Raw genomic sequence first — 17502 nt, 5'->3', positions numbered from 1 at the left:
GCTTGGCCGCGCCCGCCTGTCCCCCGGCCTGCCCGCCCGCCGACGCGGCACGGCCGCGCCCCTTGCCGGCCGGCTTGCCGCCCTTGCCGGCGCCGTCGTTGCCCAGCGGGTGCCCATTGGCATACCCGCCCGTGAACATCAGGCCGGTGCCGAAGGGATCGGAAGGACACGCCGCCGACGCGCCGGCGCGGCCGCCTTGCAGCTTGCCCCGGCGGCCGATGCGCGCGCCGTTCATGCCATTGCGTTCCATCGTGCCAAAGCCAGGCGGCAGCGCGCTGTCATGCGATTGCGGCTGACGGGATTTGCTGCGGCGCCCTCCCGCCTCGTCGTCGTCGCGCAACAAGCCCAGCTGCACCATCAGCGCGGAAACCAGCGACGCATCCAGTTCTTCCCAACGGCCGCGGCGCAGCGAACGGGGCAGCACCAGGTCGCCGAACCGGGTGCGGATCAGGCGGCTGACCGTCACGCCCACCGCCTCGAACATGCGGCGCACTTCGCGGTTGCGCCCCTCTTGCAGGGTCACGCGATACCAGCGGTTGCTGCCGTCGCCCCCGAGATAGTCGAAGGAGCCGAAAGCGGCCTTGCCGTCATCCAGGTCGATGCCCTCGACCAGCGACTTACGCTGCGCCTCGTCCATCTCGCCCAGCACGCGCACGGCGTACTCGCGCTCGGTGCCATAGCGGGGATGCATGATGCGATTGGCCATATCGCCCGAGGTCGTGAAAATCAGCAGGCCTTCGGTATTCAGATCCAGGCGGCCGACCGACAGCCATTTGCCGGTGCGCAGCTTGGGCAGGCGGGCAAACACGCTGGCGCGTCCGCCAGGATCATCGTGGCTGACGATCTCGCCCGCCGGCTTGTGATACAGGATCACGCGCGGCGGCTTCTTGGCATTGGGGCGCGCGATAGGCTTGCCGTTGACACGGACCTGGTCATTGGGCGCCACGCGCTGCCCGATATGGGCCGGTTCGCCATTGACGGACACGCGGCCCGCCACAATGAGTTCTTCCATTTCGCGGCGCGAACCGATACCCGCGTCGGCCAGCACCTTGTGCAGCTTGGGCATGATGGCCTCGCTGTTCAGGTACTTGCCCAGGCGCTGCTCGCTGCGCGCGGCCTTGTCCAGATAGGACAGGGCCTCATCGGCTTCGCGCTCCGCCTGGCGGGCATTGTCGCCCGGACGGGCAGCCTCGGCGGCCGCCTCGTCAGCGGCCTCGCCGGCATCCCGGCCCTCTTCGCCCGCGGCATCGGCGCGGCGGCGGCGAAACGGCGTGCGCAGCTTGCGGCCGCGGCTGCGGCCGCCGCCCTCGCCTTCGGGAGAGGCGCCAGCGGCCTGGTCGGCCGACGGCGCCTGGTCAACGGTGGAATTGTCGTCCTGCATCGTTGTCGTTGTATTGGTTGTCACTGGGACAGCTCCGGATTTCAAACTGGCTCGGGCTTGCCTGGCGCAAGCCCATTGTTGTCTTGGTCATGGGGACGCTGCGGCACTTCCGGCACCTCGGGGGTGGCTGGCTGCGGCGGCGGCACGATTTCGGGTTCGGGCTGAACCGGCTCCACTTCGGGAGTCGACGGCGGGACCGTCTCGTCGGGTTCGGCGGGAGGCTGAATCCGGTCGGGTTCCGGCACGGGCACCTCAGGTGTCGCGGGGCGCCCGTCGTCCGGATCGGCGGCGGTATCCGCCTGCTCCGGCAAAGACGCATCCGGCGCGGCAAACTCGGCCGCTGACTCGGAAGCGATGCGAGATTCTACGCCATCCTGGGCCGGCGCGTCAGCGCCCGGCTCGCCGGCGCCCGGCACATCGGCATCCTGCCCCTCGGCGGCCGGCTCGTCCGCCGGCGGGGCCTCTCCGGTCGCCGCGGCGATTTCCTCCAGCTGGATCTCGGTGCCGCCCAGGTCCAGCCCGGCCAGCGCGGCAGCGGCCTGAGAAGACTCCAGCGGCGGCAGCTCGTCCAGCGCCCGCAGGCCCAGATCGTCGAGGAACTGCCGCGTGGTGCCGAACAGGGCGGGACGCCCGGGGGCATCACGATGACCGATGACTTCGATCCAGCCGCGATCCTCCAGCGTCTTGACGATCTGCGACGACACCGTGACCCCGCGGATATCCTCGATATCGCCCCGGGTCACCGGCTGGCGCCAGGCAACGATGGCCAGGGTCTCGAGCACCGCGCGCGAGTACTTCGGAGGACGCTCGGGATTCAGGCGTTCGAGATAGCGCTGCATGGACGGACGGCTCTGGAAACGCCAGCCGCTGGCCAGATGCGCCAGCTCCATGCCACGCTCGGCCCACTGCTGCTGCAAGGTCTCCAGCCAGGTCCGCAACGTACCGTTGGTCAGCTCCGGGTCATCGCCAAAAAGCTTGTGCATCTCGGCCAATTGCATAGGCTGGGCGGCGCACAGCAGCGCCGTTTCCAGCACGAGAATTGCCTCGCTATCGTTCATCGATACCTAATATAAAAGTCGGCCAACTTGCGCCGGGATTGATTTCAGAGTAAAGTTCTTCTTCTCAGACGCGGGGTGGAGCAGTCTGGCAGCTCGTCGGGCTCATAACCCGAAGGTCGTAGGTTCAAATCCTGCCCCCGCAACCAAATTCGAAAAGGCCTGGCATCTGCCGGGCCTTTTTCATTGCCGGGCGCGTGAGGGCAACACCGCCAACACGGACAACAACACCGGCAACAACGCGGGCAACACCGGCGGACACAGCGCCACGGATGGCCGCAAGGCGCAGGCCGCGCGCAGCCGCGCCCGCCTGGCCATCTGCCAGCCGATCAGCGTATGCCGATGCGCTTGCCTTAACGATCATTACCCTCTTCCTGTCCTGACGGCTTGCGGCATGGCCCGCAACACGCCGCGCAGTCTGCGCGGTCCGCCGGATCAAAGACAAAAGAAAACTGAATAAGAAACCTGAACCGTCCCGGCCGGCGAGCGTCTGTGCGCTGCCGCGCCGCGGGCACGCAGCCACAGGGCCGAACAGTACTCAAGATGTTCAAGGACATCGCCGCCATTACCCCGGAGGGGACGACGGCCAAACCGGGGCGGCAAAACCGCAAGATCAAAACCGATCCACCCGGGAATGCGCGCCACCCGCAAGCCGCTTGCGGCGATACGCGCCTATATGGCGATGTCCGTTCATTATAGCCCCTTCATTTTCGCCCAGCCAGGGGCGCATCCCAAGGCGCCTGGCCGAGACGCTCCACCAGGAAATCCAGCATGGTGCGCAGCACCAGCGGCATCTGCCGGCGCGAGGCGTACACGCCATAGACCCCAAGCACCTGGGGTTCGCTATCGGTCAGGATGGCCCGAAGCCGGCCGGCCAGGATCTCCGGCCCGGCCAGGTAGGTAGGCAGCAAGGCGACCCCGGCGCCGCGCAAGGCCGCGCCCATGAGGACCTGCGCCTCATTGGCGGTGATCGTGCCGCTGACCGGCACATCGACGGTCTCGCCCTCGCGCAGGAAACGCCACAGGCTGCGCCCGTAATACAAATGGGTGAGGCAATTATGCAAGGCCAGGTCTTCCGCCCGGGCCGGCGTCCCATGCTCGGCCAGATAAGCGTCGCTGGCGCACACGACCGAACGGCAATCCGCGAAGCGGCGCGCAATGAGGTTGGGGTCGACATCGTTGGTGATACGCACCGCCAGGTCCACGCGCTCTTCGACCAGATTGACCAGCCGGTCCACCAGCAGGAGGTCTACCGAGGTGCCGGGATAGCGCTTGACGAAGTCGGACACCACCGGCACCAACTGGCTGCTGCCGAAGGACAGGGAAGCGCTCACACGCAACAACCCCTTGGGGGCGGCCTCGGGCGTGGCCACCGCATCGCGCATATCCCCCACCAGGTCGAGCATGCGGCGGCAGCGCGGCAGTGTCTCGGCCCCGGCCGGGGTCAAGCTCAGGCGCCGCGTCGTGCGATGCAGCAGGCGCACCCCGACCCACTCTTCCAGTTCGGCAAGATAGCGCGACACCATGGCGCGCGACATATCGAGATGAGTGGCCGCGGCGGACAGGCTGCCCCGGTCCGCGACCTCGACAAACACCTGCATGGCTTTGAGCCTGTCCATGATTGTCTCGTTCCACGCATCAGACAGCACTGTTTTATAACGGATTCTGCGCGCAATCAAATCGCGGCGCAGCCGCACGGGCCGGCCGGGGCCACTTACCCTTGACGCAACACCTGGCGCGCCACGGCGCCTACCGCGCCGACGTCCAGGCCACGCAGGATGAAGACCAGGCGCGAGGCCCGGTTGTCGCTGGGCCATTGCGCCAAGGGCTCCAGCGGATAGAGTTGACGATGCACGCCATGCACCACATTGGGCAGGGCCTCCGCCTCGAAACACACCAGGCCCTTGATGCGCAACAAACCCTGGTCGTAGCGCGCCTGGATATCGTGCATGCCGGCAAAAAACTGCCCGCGGCTGACCGGCGCCACCATGTCGAGCACAAAATGCCCAACGCCGGCGTGGCGCGCCCGCTGCCCCTGCCCTCCATAGGCCGCCAGCCAGCGCCCCAGGGAGGCGGGCTCGCGGCGCTCGGTCCGCAGCGAGATCTCGGTCAAGCCCGCCGGCACCGGCCCCCGCGGCTCGAGCGTCAAGACCCGCACACCGGGATGCAGCTCGCCGATGGCTTGCCGCACGCGATTCAGTTGCGCCGCGCCGACCAAGTCCGCCTTGCTGACGGCCACCACGTCGGCCAGCGCCAACTGCTGCGCGGCCTCCTGCTGCACGGCCCCGCCGCCGGCCTCGTCGCCCAGATGCTGCAGCAGGTGCTGCGCGTCGGCCACGGCGATGGCGCCGCTATAGGCATAGCGCGCGGCAAGAAAAGGGTCGTTGCGCAAGGTGAACAGGATCGGCGCCGGACTGGCCATGCCGGTGGTCTCGATGAGCACCCGCCTGAAGCGCTTGATGCGCCGCTGCAGCGCCAGCATGAAGATATCGCGCAAGGTATCGACCAGGCCGCCCGCCACGGTGCAGCAGATGCAGCCGCCTTCGAGCAGCACGATGCGGTCATCCACCGAGCGCACAAGCACATGATCGACGCCGATCTCGCCCAGCTCATTGACGATGACCAGAGCGTCCGCATACGCGGGATCGAGCAGCAGACGGTTCAACAGGGTCGTCTTGCCACTGCCCAGAAAACCAGTCAGGACGGTCACGCCGATGCGGGTGTCCGGCTGGCTGCTGCTTACCGTTTCCATGCTGCCATGCCCTGTCGTCGGCGGCCCGGCGCCGCCCTCAGCCTCACGCGCCGGCTGGCGCACGCTGGAATAATATTACAAACACCCCACCCCAACCGGGAGAGCACCATGTCTTTGCACCACGCCCGCCCGGGCGAATTGATCGACATCAGGCCCCTTGGCGCCGCCTTGCGCGACACGCCTTCGCAGGCCCTGGTCCGCTCCGACCAGATAGAAGTGCTGAGATTGATCCTGAAAGCGGGCGAGGCCCGGCCCAGCCATGAAGTCGCGGCCAGCGCGGTCACGCTGCAATGCCTGGAGGGCGAAGCCACACTGGACGCCTATGGCGTGAGCCAGACGCTCAGCGCGGGCCGGCTGGTGTTTCTGGCCGCGGGCGTGCCGCATCGCCTAAGCGCCATCACCGATTGCGCCGTGCTGCTCACGCTCTGCCTGGACCGCAAGGCCCATTAAAGCAAGGCGGCCGCCCAAACCAAAAGGGCCATCTACGCGAGTAGATGACCCTGAATTCTTTGGCTCCCCGAGCTGGGCTCGAACCAGCGACCTGCGGATTAACAGTCCGTCGCTCTACCGACTGAGCTATCGGGGAACTGCTAAGAAACGAGATTATGCGGTATTTTTTTCAAGTGCGCAAGTTGGCCACCCCCTGCCGCCATGGCGTGGCGAAGACGGTCGTTCTGAGAGCACTTTCGGGCTGAAGCCGGGTGCATCAACCGTTCCAGCTTGCGGTGACATCGTACTCGAACAGTGCCTTATTGCTGTTCCTCTTACGAATGATTTTCGAATCAATCTCGTCGTAGCCCAGCATCTGCATCGAGGCCGCGAGGATTGCTGGGGTATCGACCATATTTCCGAAGAATGTTGAGTTGCCGACGATGTAGTGGAGTTCCGCCCCCGGCTCCAGGGCGTTTGGCAACGACGACAAGTGCAGGTGCATGTCGTAGAAATACTTGAGCACGTAGGTCGCCAGCAGGGAGGCGTTCTTTGTGTCAGTGGCCGCAATCCGGCTCACCGTGTCCGTGAGGATATCGGGAAGTGCGTGACCATTCGGCCCCCAGGTGGCGAGCCTGCTGGTCGCAATGCCCCAAGTGCCACCAATGGCCTTCCAGTCCATCTCGCCAGCTTCACGAGCTTCGTTCAAGAACTTCATCCAATACATATATGGGCGAAGCTCCCGGATGTAGCTAATTCGGTTCGGGTAGGGCGGCGAGGTAACGACGAGGCCGAAACGCCGTTCCATCTCGGGAATGGCTCTGGAATCCACTTCAACGACCTTACCCTGGCCGGCCAGGGACGAGCCGCAGGACGCGAGCACCGAATCGAGGATAGCCGAGTAGAGGTCGGTGACATGCTCGATCTCGTAATGCGCCGCTTCCGAGGAGAAAGACATGGAGACGTGGTTGAAGGCCGCAGAAGACGTCTCGATAACAAGGCGGCAGAACGCAACCCAAGCCAGTCCGTCGGTCCGATCCTCGACGGGCTCTCCGAACTGTTCAACAAGCGCAGTGCGGAGCGCGGCCAGTACTTCAAGGGTCGTTGATGACCACCACCGCTCAATATTGAACAGAGGAGGACGCCAGTTGTCCTGCGATAGCAGAACCGGGGTTCTGGCGATGGCGGTCACGGCTCCATCCCTGACTTCCCGCACATGGGCGGATGTGTAAGAGCGGCACTTGATATTGCCCAGCCAGATCAGAAACGGGTTGATGTCAAATGAGACTGCCTCGTTCCCGTGTTCAGCCGCCGTGAGCGTGGTCGTAGCGGTCCCGGAGAACGGATCAAGAACGGCCATGCCGGCAGGCGCGCCAGTAATGATTTCCTTGACCAGCTTCACCGAATAGGCAGGCGTGAGGCGGAGCCAACCGTGCCGACCGAGCGATTGGTTGTGCTTGAACGTCAAATCAGAGCGCTGCCCTACGAGGTCACGTTCGATACTACGCACTTAGCAACGCCTCCAACGTCTCGGTCATTTCCTTCTTGATTGCAGGTGAATTACGGCGAAAGAAGTCGGCCAGGTCGAATCCAAGTACATCGCGGCTGAAAGCGAACAGGGATTCGGTCGAAGCACCAGCAGTCCGCCCAACGACAATGCCACCCCGGCTGTTCCTGTAGCGCAGGACAAGGTCTCCGTCGATCTGCGAGGAGAAGATGGCAAACACTGGCATGTACCCTTGCGCCCACGCCACGGCGATATTGTCGATGTCTCCATTTTGGCGCTTGCTGTCTTTGCTTTTGTAGCCTTGGCGCACTTCAAACACCGCGCCGTGCTGGGGCACTTCTGCTCCCAGGAGCTTGCAATAGTCGGCCAGCCATTTTTCGACGCGCCGCTTTGTCTCGGCGTTTTGGATGTCCTCCAGTTTTAGGCGGCCATCCAGCGAAAGGGTCTTATCCTTTCCGGCGCCAGTCTTGGTCTTGTATGACCAGGCTGCGCTCGCCCTGTCTGTGTAGCCAGTGGCGTCGATGATGATTTCACGAAAGAGGTTCTCACAGCCCTTGCCGATTTGGCGGTACACCGACGTCATGCCGCCTGCAGCCTTGTGCGCGGCGTACATCAGCCCGGAATTCAGGCCACACCATGCGTAGAAGGGATCGGCTCCGTAGAGATCAAGGAACTGAGGCAGCGATACGCCTTCCTCCTTATTGCCCTGGCCGAACTTGGGCTTGTAGCGCTTGCAGGCCCGCAGCGGGTCCAGAAACTTTTTCAGCAGTTCTTTCTCCGTCGCCACAATCCGCCCTTTCATCGTTCTCGCGTAGTAATGCCGGAATATTACCGGAGCCATAAGTGAGAAGGGCCACCCGCTTGGGTGGCCCTTCTCACTTTTTTGGTGCCGCTTGCCGGATTCGAACTGGCGACCTTTTCATTACGAATGAACTGCTCTACCAACTGAGCTAAAGCGGCGAAACCTAAAACCTGTCTAAACCGTGTCCGTACTACTTTGCCATCGGACTGCTGGCGGCCCGAAAGCCTTGCCGTGCTTACCTCGGCAGCGTCGCATCATAGCAAACCGCGTTGCAGTTACGAATGCGCCGCGCCACCAACTGAGCCATGCCGGCAATCTTCTTGCGTCTCGCCGATCTGACTACCTGCGAGCCTTCATTCCTGCCCTTGAAAAATCAGGGGCCAAAGAAAGGAGACCGCGATAATAGCAGAAATTTTTTGCGTCACGCAAGCCGCGCTCGGCTTTATTCGGCGTCGGGCTGGTTTTCCGGCGCGGCCTTCTGGAAGGCGGGCAAGGCATTGCAGGCCTCGTCGATGCGCAGGATGGTGGGCATGGCGCTCAAGTCGCAGCCAAAGCGGCGCGCATTGAAGACCTGCGGCACGAGACAAAGATCGGCCAGCGTGGGCGTATCGCCATGGCAGAAGCGGCCCGTCTCCGACGAATTCGCGAGCATGGATTCCACCGCGGCCAAGCCGGTGTCCACCCAATGGCGATACCAGGCGTTCTTGGCCTCTTCGTCGGCCTTGACCTCGTGCTTGAGGTATTTCAGCACGCGCAGATTGTTCAGCGGATGCGTGTCGCAGGCGATGCTCAGCGCGATGGCCCGCACGCGGGCGCGCTCGGCCGGCGTTGCCGGCAGCAAGGGCGTGGCGGGGTGGGTTTCGTCCAGGTATTCGATGATGGCCAGCGACTGCCCGATGACATGGTCGCCGTCAACCAGCGTGGGCACCAGCGCGGCCGGGTTCAGGGCACGATACCCTTCCGAAAGCTGCTGGCCGCCATCCTTGAGCAAGTGCACGGGCTTGTAGTCATACGGCAGGCCCTTCAGGTTTAAGGCGATGCGCACACGATAGGCGGCCGAGCTGCGGAAATAGCTGAACAACTGCATGGTGTCTCCTGCCGGCGGCCGGGCCGCCTGGTGAGGGGTTTTTGTTGGAATGATCAGTCGAGGTTCTCGACCTGGGCGCTCTTGCGCGACAAGCCCTTGGGCAGCGGGAAGGCGACGTTTTCCTCGAGGCCCGGCATGGTGCGCACCGACACGGCGCCCAGCTCCCGCACCCGGTCGATCACCTGGCGCACCAGCACCTCGGGAGCCGAGGCGCCGGCCGTGATGCCGACGCGATGCCGGCCCGCCAGCCAGGCGGGGTCGATGGCCGAGGCGCCGTCGACCAGATGCGCCTCCACGCCGATGCGCTCGGCCACTTCGCGCAGCCGGTTGGAGTTCGAGCTGTTGGGGCTGCCCACCACGAGCACGAGGTCGCATTCGGGGGCGAGCACTTTGACCGCATCCTGGCGATTCTGCGTGGCATAGCAGATATCGCTTTTCTTGGGCTCGGCGATGGTCGGGAAACGCGCCTTGAGGGCGCGCGAGACCGCCGCGGCGTCATCGACCGACAGCGTGGTCTGGGTAACGTAGGCGAGATTGCCGGGGTCGGCGACTTGCAGTGCTTCGACGTCTTCGACGGTCTCGACCAGGTACATGCCGCCCTGGGCCTGGCCCAACGTGCCCTCGACCTCGGGATGCCCCTTATGCCCGATCATGACGATCTCGCGGCCGGCGGCGCGCATGCGCGCGACCTCGATGTGCACCTTGGTGACCAGCGGGCAGGTGGCATCGAAGACGCGCAGCCCGCGCGCCTCGGCCTCGGCGCGCACGGCCTTGGACACGCCATGGGCCGAGAAGACCACGATGGCGCCTTCGGGCGCCTGGTCCAGCTCGTCGATGAAGACGGCGCCCTTGGCGCGCAGGTCTTCGACCACATAGCGGTTGTGGACGATCTCATGGCGCACATAGATGGGCGCGCCGTGCAGTTCGAGCGCGCGCTCGACGATTTCGATGGCGCGGTCCACGCCGGCACAGAAGCCGCGCGGCTGGGCCAGCAGGACTTCGGCGCCGGCGGCGGTGACCGGCTTGACGAGCTCGCTCATCAGAGGACTCCGAGAATATGGACATCGACCCGCAGGCGGATGCCGGCCAGCGGATGGTTGAAGTCGAACAGCGCCCAGTCGTCGTTGATTTCCTTGAGGACGCCGGAGTAGCGCCCGCCGTTGGGCGCGGCGAATTCGACCAGGTCGCCGGGATTGAAGCCGGCATCGGCGCCCGCATGCTCGGCGAGCATGCGGCGCGTGACTTTCTGGATGAGTTCGGGATTGCGGTCGCCGTAGGCGTCGGCCGGCTCCAGCGTGAAGCTGAAACGCTCGTCCTCGCCGTGGCCCAGCAGGGCGGCCTCCATGCCGGGCGCCCACTGGCCGCCGCCCATCTGCAGCGTGGCCGGGCGGCCGTCAAAGGTATCGGTGAACACCGAGCCCTCGGCCGGACCCGAGGCCAGGACGACACGGTAGTGCAGGGTCAGGTAGGAGTCCGGATGGATGGAAACAGTCATAGTGGGCAAATCGGGCGCAACGGGGCGCCATCATTTCAGCAACCGAGAATCCGACATTTTAGAGCCTCCCGCATGAACCTGCCCGACACCCTGCTTCCCTGCCAGCGCCCCCGAGAGCGCCTGCTGCGCCTGGGAGCGCCCCCGCTCAATGACGCCGAACTGCTGGCGCTGGCCCTGCGCACCGGCCGGCGCGGCTGCAACGCCCTGGAACTGGCCCAGCGGCTGCTGGTGCGCTATGGCGGGCTGCGCGGCGTGTTCTCCGCCACCGCCCAGGAGCTCTGCGCCGAGCCCGGGCTGGGCGCGGCCAAGGCCTGCTCGCTGCTGGTGGCGCCCGAACTGTCGCGGCGCGCCATCGAGGAATCGCTGCGGGGCCGCCAGGCCATGAACCACCCCGACGAAGTCAAGCGCTATTGCCGCACCGCATTGAGCCACCAGCCCATCGAACACTGCATCGCGCTCTTTCTGGACCAGCAGCTGCAGCTGCTGGCTTGCGGCGAGCTGGCCCAGGGCACGCTTGCGCGCGCCTCGGTCTTCCCGCGCGAGGTCGTCAGGGAAGCCCTGCGCCGCCATGCCGCGGCCATCATCCTGGCCCACAACCACCCCTCGGGCAGCGCCAGGCCCAGCAGTTCCGATTGCCTGTTCACGCGCCAGCTGGGCCAAGCCCTGGCCCTGGTGGACATCCGGCTCATCGACCATCTCATCGTGGCGCGCGAGCATGTCTATTCCATGGCCGAGCACGGCCAGATCTAGGCTGGCGGCGCGCGCTTCGCTAGACTATCCGGCAAGACTCTCCCGCCAGGTTTTCATGAAGCGCATCTGGGACATTTCACCGCCGGTCTCGGCACAGTCGCCCGTTTTCCCGGGCGATACCCCCTATCGCCAGCAATGGACGTGGCAGCGCTCACCGCAATGCCCGGTCAATGTCAGCGAAATCGCCATGTCGCCGCATGTGGGCGCGCATGCCGATGCGCCCCTGCACTATGCCGATGGCGCCGCCGCCGTCGGCAACCTGCCGCTGGAGCCGTTTCTCGGGCCCTGCCGCGTCATCCACGCCATCGGCTGCGGCCCCCTCATCCTGCCGCAGCACCTGGCCCATGCCGCCGAGGACATGCCGGCGCGGGTGCTGGTGCGCACCGCCCAGCACGCGGCCGTGCACTGGTGGACGGATGACTTCTCGGCCTATGCGCCGCAGACCATCGAGTGGCTGGCCGGCCTCGGGGTCCAGCTGATCGGCATTGACACGCCCAGCATCGACCCCGCCAGCAGCAAGACCCTGGACAGCCACCAGACCATCCTGCGCCGCGACATGCGCGTGCTGGAGAATCTGGTGCTCGATGCGGTCGAGCCGGGCGACTACGAGTTGATCGCCCTGCCGCTCGCCCTGGTCCAGGCTGACGCCAGCCCGGTGCGCGCCGTTTTGCGCGAGCTGGGCTGAACCGCCGCCTGCCGCGGCGCCATACGACCACGAGGGTCCCGGGACCCCGACCACGAGGCTCGCCCATGAGCAAACCCGAAGACATTGTCCACCAGGAAAACGCCCAGCTCGATTTCCGCGGGGACATGACCTATGGCGACTATCTGCACCTGGACGCGCTGCTGAGCGCCCAGCACCCGCTGTCGCACGAACACAATGAGATGCTGTTCATCATCCAGCACCAGACCAGCGAACTGTGGATGAAGCTGATGCTGCATGAGCTGCGCGCCGCGGTGGCGCAGCTCCGCGGCGACCATCTTGCGCCCGCCTTCAAGATGCTGGCCCGCGTCAGCAAGATCATGGAGCAGCTGGTGCATGCCTGGGATGTGCTGGCCACCATGACGCCGCCCGAATATTCCGCGCTGCGCCCCCATCTGGCGCGCTCCAGCGGTTTCCAGAGCTATCAGTACCGCGAGATCGAGTTCACGCTGGGCAACAAGAACGCCGCCATGCTGCGTCCGCACGCCCACCGGCCCGATCTGCTGGCCGAAGTGCGGGCGGCCTACGAGGCCCCCTCGCTTTATGACGAGGCCTTGCGGCTGCTGGCGCGCCAGGGGCTGCCCATCCCCAAGGAATCCCTCGAACGCGATTGGACGCAGCCCTATCGCGCCAGCGCCGAGGTGGAAGCCGCCTGGCTCACGGTCTACCGCGACCCCGGGCAATACTGGGATCTCTACCAACTGGGCGAGAAACTGACCGATCTGGAGGACGCCTTCCGCCTGTGGCGTTTCCGCCACGTCACCACGGTGGAACGCATCATCGGCTTCAAAAAAGGGACAGGAGGCACATCCGGCGTGGCTTATTTGCGCAAGATGCTGGAGGTCGTGCTCTTTCCCGAAATCTGGAGCCTGCGCACGGACTTGTGAACGCGACGGCCTGCCCCCCCTATCCAGGCCGGGCAGGCCGTGCTAGAATGCGGGGTTACTTTTTGGATACGTGGCAAGAGTATGGCTTGGGCCCAGGCGGGCTGCCTGAATCTTGTTGGCGACCCGCAAACCAGGGAACTCATCATGAAAGAAGGCATCCACCCCGAATACCGCGAAGTGGTGTTCATGGACGTTCAGACGGGCGGCAAGTTCGTGACCCGTTCGACCGTCAACACCCGCGAAACCATTGAGCTGGACGGCAAGACCTACCCGCTCTTTAAGTGCGACGTGACCTCCGAATCGCATCCGTTCTACACCGGCGCCCAGACCCGCATCGTCGAGACCGGCCGCGTGGAGAAGTTCCGCGCCCGTTTCGCCCGCACCGCTGGCACGGTCAAGGCCTCCTGATCGGACGCCGCTTGCGCCACCCCGGGTCGCGCGAAGAAAAGCAGCCTCCGGGCTGCTTTTTTTTCCTCTGTCCGCAAGCCGCGGCAAGCCCGGCTTTCGGTTATATCTCAGCATAGGCAGCCGGTATCGCGCCGGTCGGTTACATTACGTCCGTGTCCCCAGTTACGCGCTCCACTCCCGCCCGGCTGACCATCTCGGCCACGTCCAAGCTGCCCCGCCTGGTGCTGCTGGGCCTGTCGCTCGCCTATATCGTGGCCGGGCTGTTCATGCGCGACCCCTGGAAGACCGATGACGCGGTGGGCATGGCGACCATGGTCACCGCGCTGCGCGAAGGCGGCCTGACCTGGCTGTTGCCGCAGGTCGGCCAGCTGGCCCACGCCGAAGAAGGCCCCATGATCACCTGGGTCGGAGCCCTCTGCATCTGGCTCTTCGGCCCCCTCTTCGGCGACATCACCGCCGCCCGGCTGCCCAATCTGCTCTGGTTCGCGATGACGGCCATGAGCGTCTGGTACGGCACGTATCTGCTGGGCCGTCGCCAGGAAGCCCAGCCGCTGGCCCTGCCTTTTGGCGGCGAGCCGCCGCCGCGCGACTATGGGCGGATGCTGGCCGACGCGGCCCTGCTGCTGCTGGTGGCCACCGTCGGCATCCTGCAGCGCGTGCACGAGACGTCGGTGGTGCCGGCCATCATGGCCTGGCAGGCGCTGACCTTCTATGCCATGGCGCGCACGCTGGACCGCCCGCTGCTGGGCGCCACCACGCTGGGCCTGGCCCTGGCGGGCAGTTTTTTCACGCGCGGCTGGATGGGCGGCGCGCCCATCATGCTGGCGGCCTTCCTGGCCTTCATGCCGCGCAGCGCCCTGTGGCAGCGGGTGCGCTGGCTGCCCTGGGCCGCGATACTGGCCGCGGCGCTGATCCTGGCCTGGTGGATCCCGGCCTCGCAGGGCAGCGAATACTGGATACGCAACTGGAAGATCTGGAATCTCGCCTCCTTCTCGCTGCCCGAGCTCGGCCTGTCCGCGCGCACGCTGCGCGACCTGCCGTGGTATCTCTGGCCCACCTGGCCGCTGGCGCTGCTGGCGATCTGGCGCTGGCGCAGCTGGCTGTTCGCCCCGCACATCTGGCTTGCCCTGATGCTGATGGCCACGTCCTGCCTGATGCTTTTCTTCCTGGAAGATCCCAACGACGCGGAATACATCCTGCTGGCCGTGCCCTGCGCGGTGCTGGGGGCATTTTCCCTGCCCACGCTGCGCCGCGGCGTCGTGAACACGCTGGACTGGTTCGCGGTGATGTGTTTTTCGCTCACGGTGGCCACGGCCTGGCTGGGCTGGATCGCCCTGCATTTCGGCTGGCCGGCGCAGATCGCGCGCAATATCGCGCGGCAGACCACGGGCTATGAGCCGGTCATTTCCTGGTTCGCCTTCGGCCTGGGCCTGGTGGTCACCGCCGCCTGGGCCTTGCTGGTGGTCTGGCGCCTGCGCGTCAAGCCGGCCGCCTTGTGGCGCGGCACCGTGCTGTCGGCGGGCGGCCTGACCGCGACCTGGCTGCTGCTGGTGCTGTTGTGGCAGCCGGCGGTGGACTATGCGCGCAGCTATCGCACCGTCTCGGGTGAACTCGCCGCGGCCATCCAGGCCAACCGGCAGCCGGGCGAGTGCGTGCGCGGCCTGAGCCTGGGCAGCGGCCAGCGCGCCTCCTTCCTTATCTTCGACAACCTCTCCTTCAGCTACGACTCGCGCTGCACGCTGGTATTGCAGCAGACCACCGCCAGCAGCCTGCGCGACGGCACCGCCGCCTATAGCGAAGGCGCCGAGGAGTTGTGGCGCGGCGGGCGCCGCGCCGACCGGCACGAGGTCTTCCGCCTGCTGCGCGTCGCCCCGCCACGATGACGCTCCCGGTGCAAGCCGGCCTGGGCGCGACAATGCGCGGCATCGCGCGCCAAGCCTGGCCCGTCCTCGTCAGCCAGTGGGCCGGCATCGCCTTCGGCGTGCTGGACACGGCCATGACCGGCCACGCCAGCGCGCGCGACCTGGCGGCGATGTCGCTGTCGGCTTCCGTCTTCATCACCGTCTTCGTCGGCTTGATGGGCGTGATCCACGCCCTGATTCCGATCGCCGCCCAGCACTATGGCGCGGGACGCCCGCAAGAGGTCGGCCATGTATGGGGCCAGGGGGTGTGGCTGGCGCTGGGCCTGTCGGTCGTCGGCGGGCTGTTGATGTGCTTTCCGGATATGTGGCTGGCCTTCTCCGGCGACGTGGATCCCGAGGTGCGCAACCGCGTCGCCTGGTATCTGCGCGCGCTGGTGCTGGCCCTGCCCAGCGCGCTGGTGTTCCGCACCATCTACGCGCTGGGCACCGCCGTCTCGCGGCCCAAGGTCGTCATGGCCATCAACCTGACGGCCATCGCCTTCAAGGCACTGTTCAACTGGATACTGATCTACGGCAAGTTCGGCCTGCCGGCGCTGGGCGCCACGGGCGCCGGCCTGTCGACGGCGCTGGTGTCATGGCTGAGCCTGGCGGCGGGCTGGTGGATCATCCGCCACGACCGGTATTTCCAGCAATTCCAGCTGCGCATCGGCCGGCCCGATCCCAAGGTGCTCAAGGAATTGCTCCGCCTGGGCTTGCCCATGGGCGGCTCCTACCTGGTCGAGGTGTCGGCCTTCACCTTCATGGCCTTGCTCGTCGCGCGCGAAGGCACGCTGGTGTCGGGCGGACACCAGATCATGTCCAATCTTGCCGCCCTGTGCTACATGATGCCCATGGCGCTGGGCGTGGCCAGCGCCGCCATGGCGGCCCAGGCCATCGGCGCGGGCCATCATGCGCTGGCGCGCCGCGTGGGCACGGCCGGCCTGGCCCTTGGCCTCATCGGCGCCCTGCTGACATCGGCCATTCTGCTGGTGGGCCGCCCGGCCATCATCGCCGCCTATACGGATGATGCCGGGGTGGCGGCGGTGGCCGGCACGCTGCTGGCCATGATCCCGCTGTTCCACCTCTGCGACTCCATGCAGTGCATCAACTCCTATCTGCTGCGCGCCTATAAAGTGGCCGTGGTGCCCTTGATCCTGCAGACCGTGGCCCTGGCCGGCGTCGGCCTGGTCGGCGGCTGGTGGCTGGGCTTCGGGCCGGGCCGGGGCGGGCTTGACGGCCTGCGCGAACTGATCCTGCCGGGTTCGCCCACCGGGGCGGGGACCATGTGGCTCATGGCCATGCTGGGACTGGGCCTGTCGGCCACGCTGCTGCACCTGTGGTACCGGCGCATCCTGCGCCGCTACGCCTGACGCCCAACTGAAACGCGGCGCCGGCCTCAAGGACCGGCGCCGCGTTTCAGGCTTTCGAGAAGACAGGCTTACTTGGCTGGCGCGCTGTTCTGGCCGCCGGCCTTGGCTTTGTGGTGGGATTTGCTCTTGGCGTGTTTCTGATGGCCCGTCTTGTCGGCGCCGCTTTTGGCCGTGCTGGCCGACGTGCCGCCGGTCGCGGCATCCCCCTGGGCGGCGAAGGCCGGCGCGGTGGCCAGGCCCAGGCACAGGGCGGAGGTGGACAGGAACGCGGCGATGCGGGTGTGGGTCGTCATGTATGTACTCCTCTGGAGGGGGATCCCCCATTCAAGACGCGGCAAAAGGCCGGGTTTCTTGTACGGAGTTGGAGGCTGGCGATGCGCAAAAGGTTCATGCCGGCAGCGCTTTTTTTCGCGCGTAATACCTCGTCATATCGACGACAGACAGCTGAAAGATCAGGCCTCGGCAATCAAGAGCACGACGGTGGCCAGCAGCATGGCCGCGAAGGTGGCGCGCAGGCGCTTCTCGGGCAGGCGATAGGCCAGCCTCACTCCCACGGGAACAAAGAGCAAGCTGCCCGCCGCCAGCGGCAGGCCGACCCACCAGTCCGCCTGCCCCGCCCAACTATAGGTGATGAGCGCAATGGTGGAGCCGGGGATGACCATGGACAGCGCCAGCGCCTGGGCCGAGGTCTGCGCCAGGCGGAACACCGAGGTGAGGATGGGCACGGCCAGCACCGCGCCGCCCACGCCGAAAAAACCGCCCAGGGTGCCGCAGACCACGCCCAGCAGCGCGGCGCGGCCCTGAGTGAAGGCGGGCGCGGCGGCGCGCGCGCCCATGGTGCCTGGCCTGGGCTTGCGCAAGGTCTGGTGGAGATAGAAAAGCGCGATGCCGAACAGGAAGACCGCGAAAGTCAGGCGCAGGGTGCTTGAGGCGATGCCCAGCGCCAGGCGCGCGCCCACCCAGGTGAACACCACC

Annotated in this window: 18 protein-coding genes and 3 tRNA genes; 8 read left to right on the top strand and 13 right to left on the bottom strand. The window is 66.1% G+C overall.

Annotated features, from left to right (window positions below; genetic code table 11):
• Together rluB and scpB are read right to left on the bottom strand one after the other, a co-directional pair.
• A partial coding sequence (gene rluB / locus AXA74_RS22500; protein ID WP_060833322.1) for a 23S rRNA pseudouridine(2605) synthase RluB occupies positions 1-1381 on the bottom strand: 1381 nt, incomplete at its 3' end.
• Between the two features lie 41 nt (positions 1382-1422).
• A complete protein-coding gene (gene scpB, locus AXA74_RS22495; protein ID WP_032979699.1) occupies positions 1423-2439 on the bottom strand; it encodes an SMC-Scp complex subunit ScpB in 1017 nt (338 codons plus the stop codon).
• 69 nt (positions 2440-2508) lie between these two features.
• Between scpB and AXA74_RS22490 the strand changes: the two genes are divergently transcribed.
• Positions 2509-2585, top strand: a tRNA-Met gene (locus tag AXA74_RS22490).
• Between the two features lie 555 nt (positions 2586-3140).
• On the opposite strand, the gene AXA74_RS22485 is transcribed toward AXA74_RS22490, so the two are convergent.
• The gene (locus tag AXA74_RS22485; RefSeq protein ID WP_126623674.1) at positions 3141-4055 is read right to left on the bottom strand and encodes a LysR family transcriptional regulator; all 915 of its coding nucleotides are present in this window, start codon (positions 4053-4055) and stop codon (positions 3141-3143) included.
• Between the two features lie 95 nt (positions 4056-4150).
• Positions 4151-5188, bottom strand: a complete 1038-nt coding sequence (locus AXA74_RS22480) for a CobW family GTP-binding protein (protein WP_032979697.1) — start codon at positions 5186-5188, stop codon at positions 4151-4153.
• A 108-nt stretch (positions 5189-5296) separates the two neighbouring features.
• Between AXA74_RS22480 and AXA74_RS22475 the strand changes: the two genes are divergently transcribed.
• Positions 5297-5638 (top strand): cupin domain-containing protein, encoded by a 342-nt coding sequence (locus AXA74_RS22475; RefSeq protein ID WP_032979695.1) that lies wholly within the window; start codon positions 5297-5299, stop codon positions 5636-5638.
• A 60-nt stretch (positions 5639-5698) separates the two neighbouring features.
• On the opposite strand, the gene AXA74_RS22470 is transcribed toward AXA74_RS22475, so the two are convergent.
• The 7 genes from AXA74_RS22470 to AXA74_RS22440 form a co-directional block, all read right to left on the bottom strand.
• Positions 5699-5774 (bottom strand) — tRNA-Asn (locus AXA74_RS22470).
• Between the two features lie 120 nt (positions 5775-5894).
• On the bottom strand, positions 5895-7127 hold the full coding sequence (locus AXA74_RS22465; RefSeq protein WP_197723099.1) for a DNA adenine methylase: 1233 nt from the start codon (positions 7125-7127) through the stop codon (positions 5895-5897).
• Positions 7120-7926, bottom strand: coding sequence for a hypothetical protein (locus AXA74_RS22460; protein WP_032960010.1), 807 nt, complete (start codon positions 7924-7926; stop codon positions 7120-7122). Before AXA74_RS22460 ends, AXA74_RS22465 begins: the two co-directional genes overlap by 8 nt.
• An 82-nt stretch (positions 7927-8008) precedes the next feature.
• A tRNA-Thr gene (locus AXA74_RS22455) sits at positions 8009-8084 on the bottom strand.
• A gap of 284 nt (positions 8085-8368) precedes the next feature.
• The gene (maiA, locus tag AXA74_RS22450) at positions 8369-9013 is read right to left on the bottom strand and encodes a maleylacetoacetate isomerase (RefSeq protein ID WP_029579356.1); all 645 of its coding nucleotides are present in this window, start codon (positions 9011-9013) and stop codon (positions 8369-8371) included.
• Positions 9014-9066: 53 nt separating this feature from the next.
• The gene (gene ispH, locus AXA74_RS22445) at positions 9067-10053 is read right to left on the bottom strand and encodes a 4-hydroxy-3-methylbut-2-enyl diphosphate reductase (protein ID WP_029579355.1); all 987 of its coding nucleotides are present in this window, start codon (positions 10051-10053) and stop codon (positions 9067-9069) included.
• Positions 10053-10508: an FKBP-type peptidyl-prolyl cis-trans isomerase gene (locus AXA74_RS22440; RefSeq protein WP_029579354.1), complete on the bottom strand. Its 456-nt coding sequence runs from the start codon at positions 10506-10508 to the stop codon at positions 10053-10055. The genes ispH and AXA74_RS22440 overlap by 1 nt, the downstream gene beginning before the upstream one ends.
• 72 nt (positions 10509-10580) lie before the next feature.
• Here AXA74_RS22440 and radC point away from each other — a divergent pair, with 72 nt between their 5' ends.
• The 6 genes from radC (at position 10581) to AXA74_RS22410 (ending at position 16527) form a co-directional block, all read left to right on the top strand.
• The gene (radC, locus tag AXA74_RS22435; RefSeq protein WP_029579353.1) at positions 10581-11258 is read left to right on the top strand and encodes a RadC family protein; all 678 of its coding nucleotides are present in this window, start codon (positions 10581-10583) and stop codon (positions 11256-11258) included.
• Positions 11259-11313: 55 nt separating this feature from the next.
• On the top strand, positions 11314-11943 hold the full coding sequence (gene kynB, locus AXA74_RS22430; RefSeq protein ID WP_032955583.1) for an arylformamidase: 630 nt from the start codon (positions 11314-11316) through the stop codon (positions 11941-11943).
• Positions 11944-12008: 65 nt separating this feature from the next.
• Positions 12009-12848 (top strand): tryptophan 2,3-dioxygenase, encoded by an 840-nt coding sequence (kynA, locus tag AXA74_RS22425; protein ID WP_029579351.1) that lies wholly within the window; start codon positions 12009-12011, stop codon positions 12846-12848.
• Positions 12849-12992: 144 nt separating this feature from the next.
• Positions 12993-13256, top strand: a complete 264-nt coding sequence (locus AXA74_RS22420) for a type B 50S ribosomal protein L31 (protein ID WP_029579350.1) — start codon at positions 12993-12995, stop codon at positions 13254-13256.
• A 152-nt stretch (positions 13257-13408) separates the two neighbouring features.
• The gene (locus AXA74_RS22415) at positions 13409-15139 is read left to right on the top strand and encodes an ArnT family glycosyltransferase (RefSeq protein ID WP_029579349.1); all 1731 of its coding nucleotides are present in this window, start codon (positions 13409-13411) and stop codon (positions 15137-15139) included.
• Entirely contained in the window at positions 15136-16527 is a 1392-nt protein-coding gene (locus AXA74_RS22410; RefSeq protein WP_029579348.1) for an MATE family efflux transporter, read from the top strand. The genes AXA74_RS22415 and AXA74_RS22410 overlap by 4 nt, the downstream gene beginning before the upstream one ends.
• Before the next feature lie 68 nt (positions 16528-16595).
• Here the strand turns inward: AXA74_RS22410 and AXA74_RS22405 are convergent, their stop codons facing one another.
• Together AXA74_RS22405 and AXA74_RS22400 are read right to left on the bottom strand one after the other, a co-directional pair.
• A complete protein-coding gene (locus AXA74_RS22405) occupies positions 16596-16820 on the bottom strand; it encodes a hypothetical protein (RefSeq protein WP_029579347.1) in 225 nt (74 codons plus the stop codon).
• A 159-nt stretch (positions 16821-16979) separates the two neighbouring features.
• Positions 16980-17502 (bottom strand): sulfite exporter TauE/SafE family protein (locus AXA74_RS22400; protein WP_060833321.1); only part of this gene is annotated, 523 nt, incomplete at its 5' end.

Origin of the sequence: Bordetella hinzii LMG 13501, assembly GCF_001548475.1 — a bacterium.
Taxonomy (GTDB): domain Bacteria; phylum Pseudomonadota; class Gammaproteobacteria; order Burkholderiales; family Burkholderiaceae_B; genus Bordetella; species Bordetella hinzii.
Note: the sequence above shows the minus strand (reverse complement) of the source record. Positions and strands in the feature narration are given on the sequence as shown.

Excerpts from the sequence above, each read along its gene's own strand:
- scpB (WP_032979699.1), bottom strand. The coding sequence starts at position 2,439 with ATGAACGATAGCGAGGCAATTCTCGTGCTGGAAACGGCGCTGCTGTGC.
- AXA74_RS22485 (WP_126623674.1), bottom strand. The coding sequence starts at position 4,055 with ATGGACAGGCTCAAAGCCATGCAGGTGTTTGTCGAGGTCGCGGACCGG.
- AXA74_RS22480 (WP_032979697.1), bottom strand. The coding sequence starts at position 5,188 with ATGGAAACGGTAAGCAGCAGCCAGCCGGACACCCGCATCGGCGTGACC.
- AXA74_RS22475 (WP_032979695.1), top strand. The coding sequence starts at position 5,297 with ATGTCTTTGCACCACGCCCGCCCGGGCGAATTGATCGACATCAGGCCC.
- AXA74_RS22460 (WP_032960010.1), bottom strand. The coding sequence starts at position 7,926 with ATGAAAGGGCGGATTGTGGCGACGGAGAAAGAACTGCTGAAAAAGTTT.
- maiA (WP_029579356.1), bottom strand. The coding sequence starts at position 9,013 with ATGCAGTTGTTCAGCTATTTCCGCAGCTCGGCCGCCTATCGTGTGCGC.
- ispH (WP_029579355.1), bottom strand. The coding sequence starts at position 10,053 with ATGAGCGAGCTCGTCAAGCCGGTCACCGCCGCCGGCGCCGAAGTCCTG.
- AXA74_RS22440 (WP_029579354.1), bottom strand. The coding sequence starts at position 10,508 with ATGACTGTTTCCATCCATCCGGACTCCTACCTGACCCTGCACTACCGT.
- radC (WP_029579353.1), top strand. The coding sequence starts at position 10,581 with ATGAACCTGCCCGACACCCTGCTTCCCTGCCAGCGCCCCCGAGAGCGC.
- kynB (WP_032955583.1), top strand. The coding sequence starts at position 11,314 with ATGAAGCGCATCTGGGACATTTCACCGCCGGTCTCGGCACAGTCGCCC.
- kynA (WP_029579351.1), top strand. The coding sequence starts at position 12,009 with ATGAGCAAACCCGAAGACATTGTCCACCAGGAAAACGCCCAGCTCGAT.
- AXA74_RS22420 (WP_029579350.1), top strand. The coding sequence starts at position 12,993 with ATGAAAGAAGGCATCCACCCCGAATACCGCGAAGTGGTGTTCATGGAC.
- AXA74_RS22410 (WP_029579348.1), top strand. The coding sequence starts at position 15,136 with ATGACGCTCCCGGTGCAAGCCGGCCTGGGCGCGACAATGCGCGGCATC.
- AXA74_RS22405 (WP_029579347.1), bottom strand. The coding sequence starts at position 16,820 with ATGACGACCCACACCCGCATCGCCGCGTTCCTGTCCACCTCCGCCCTG.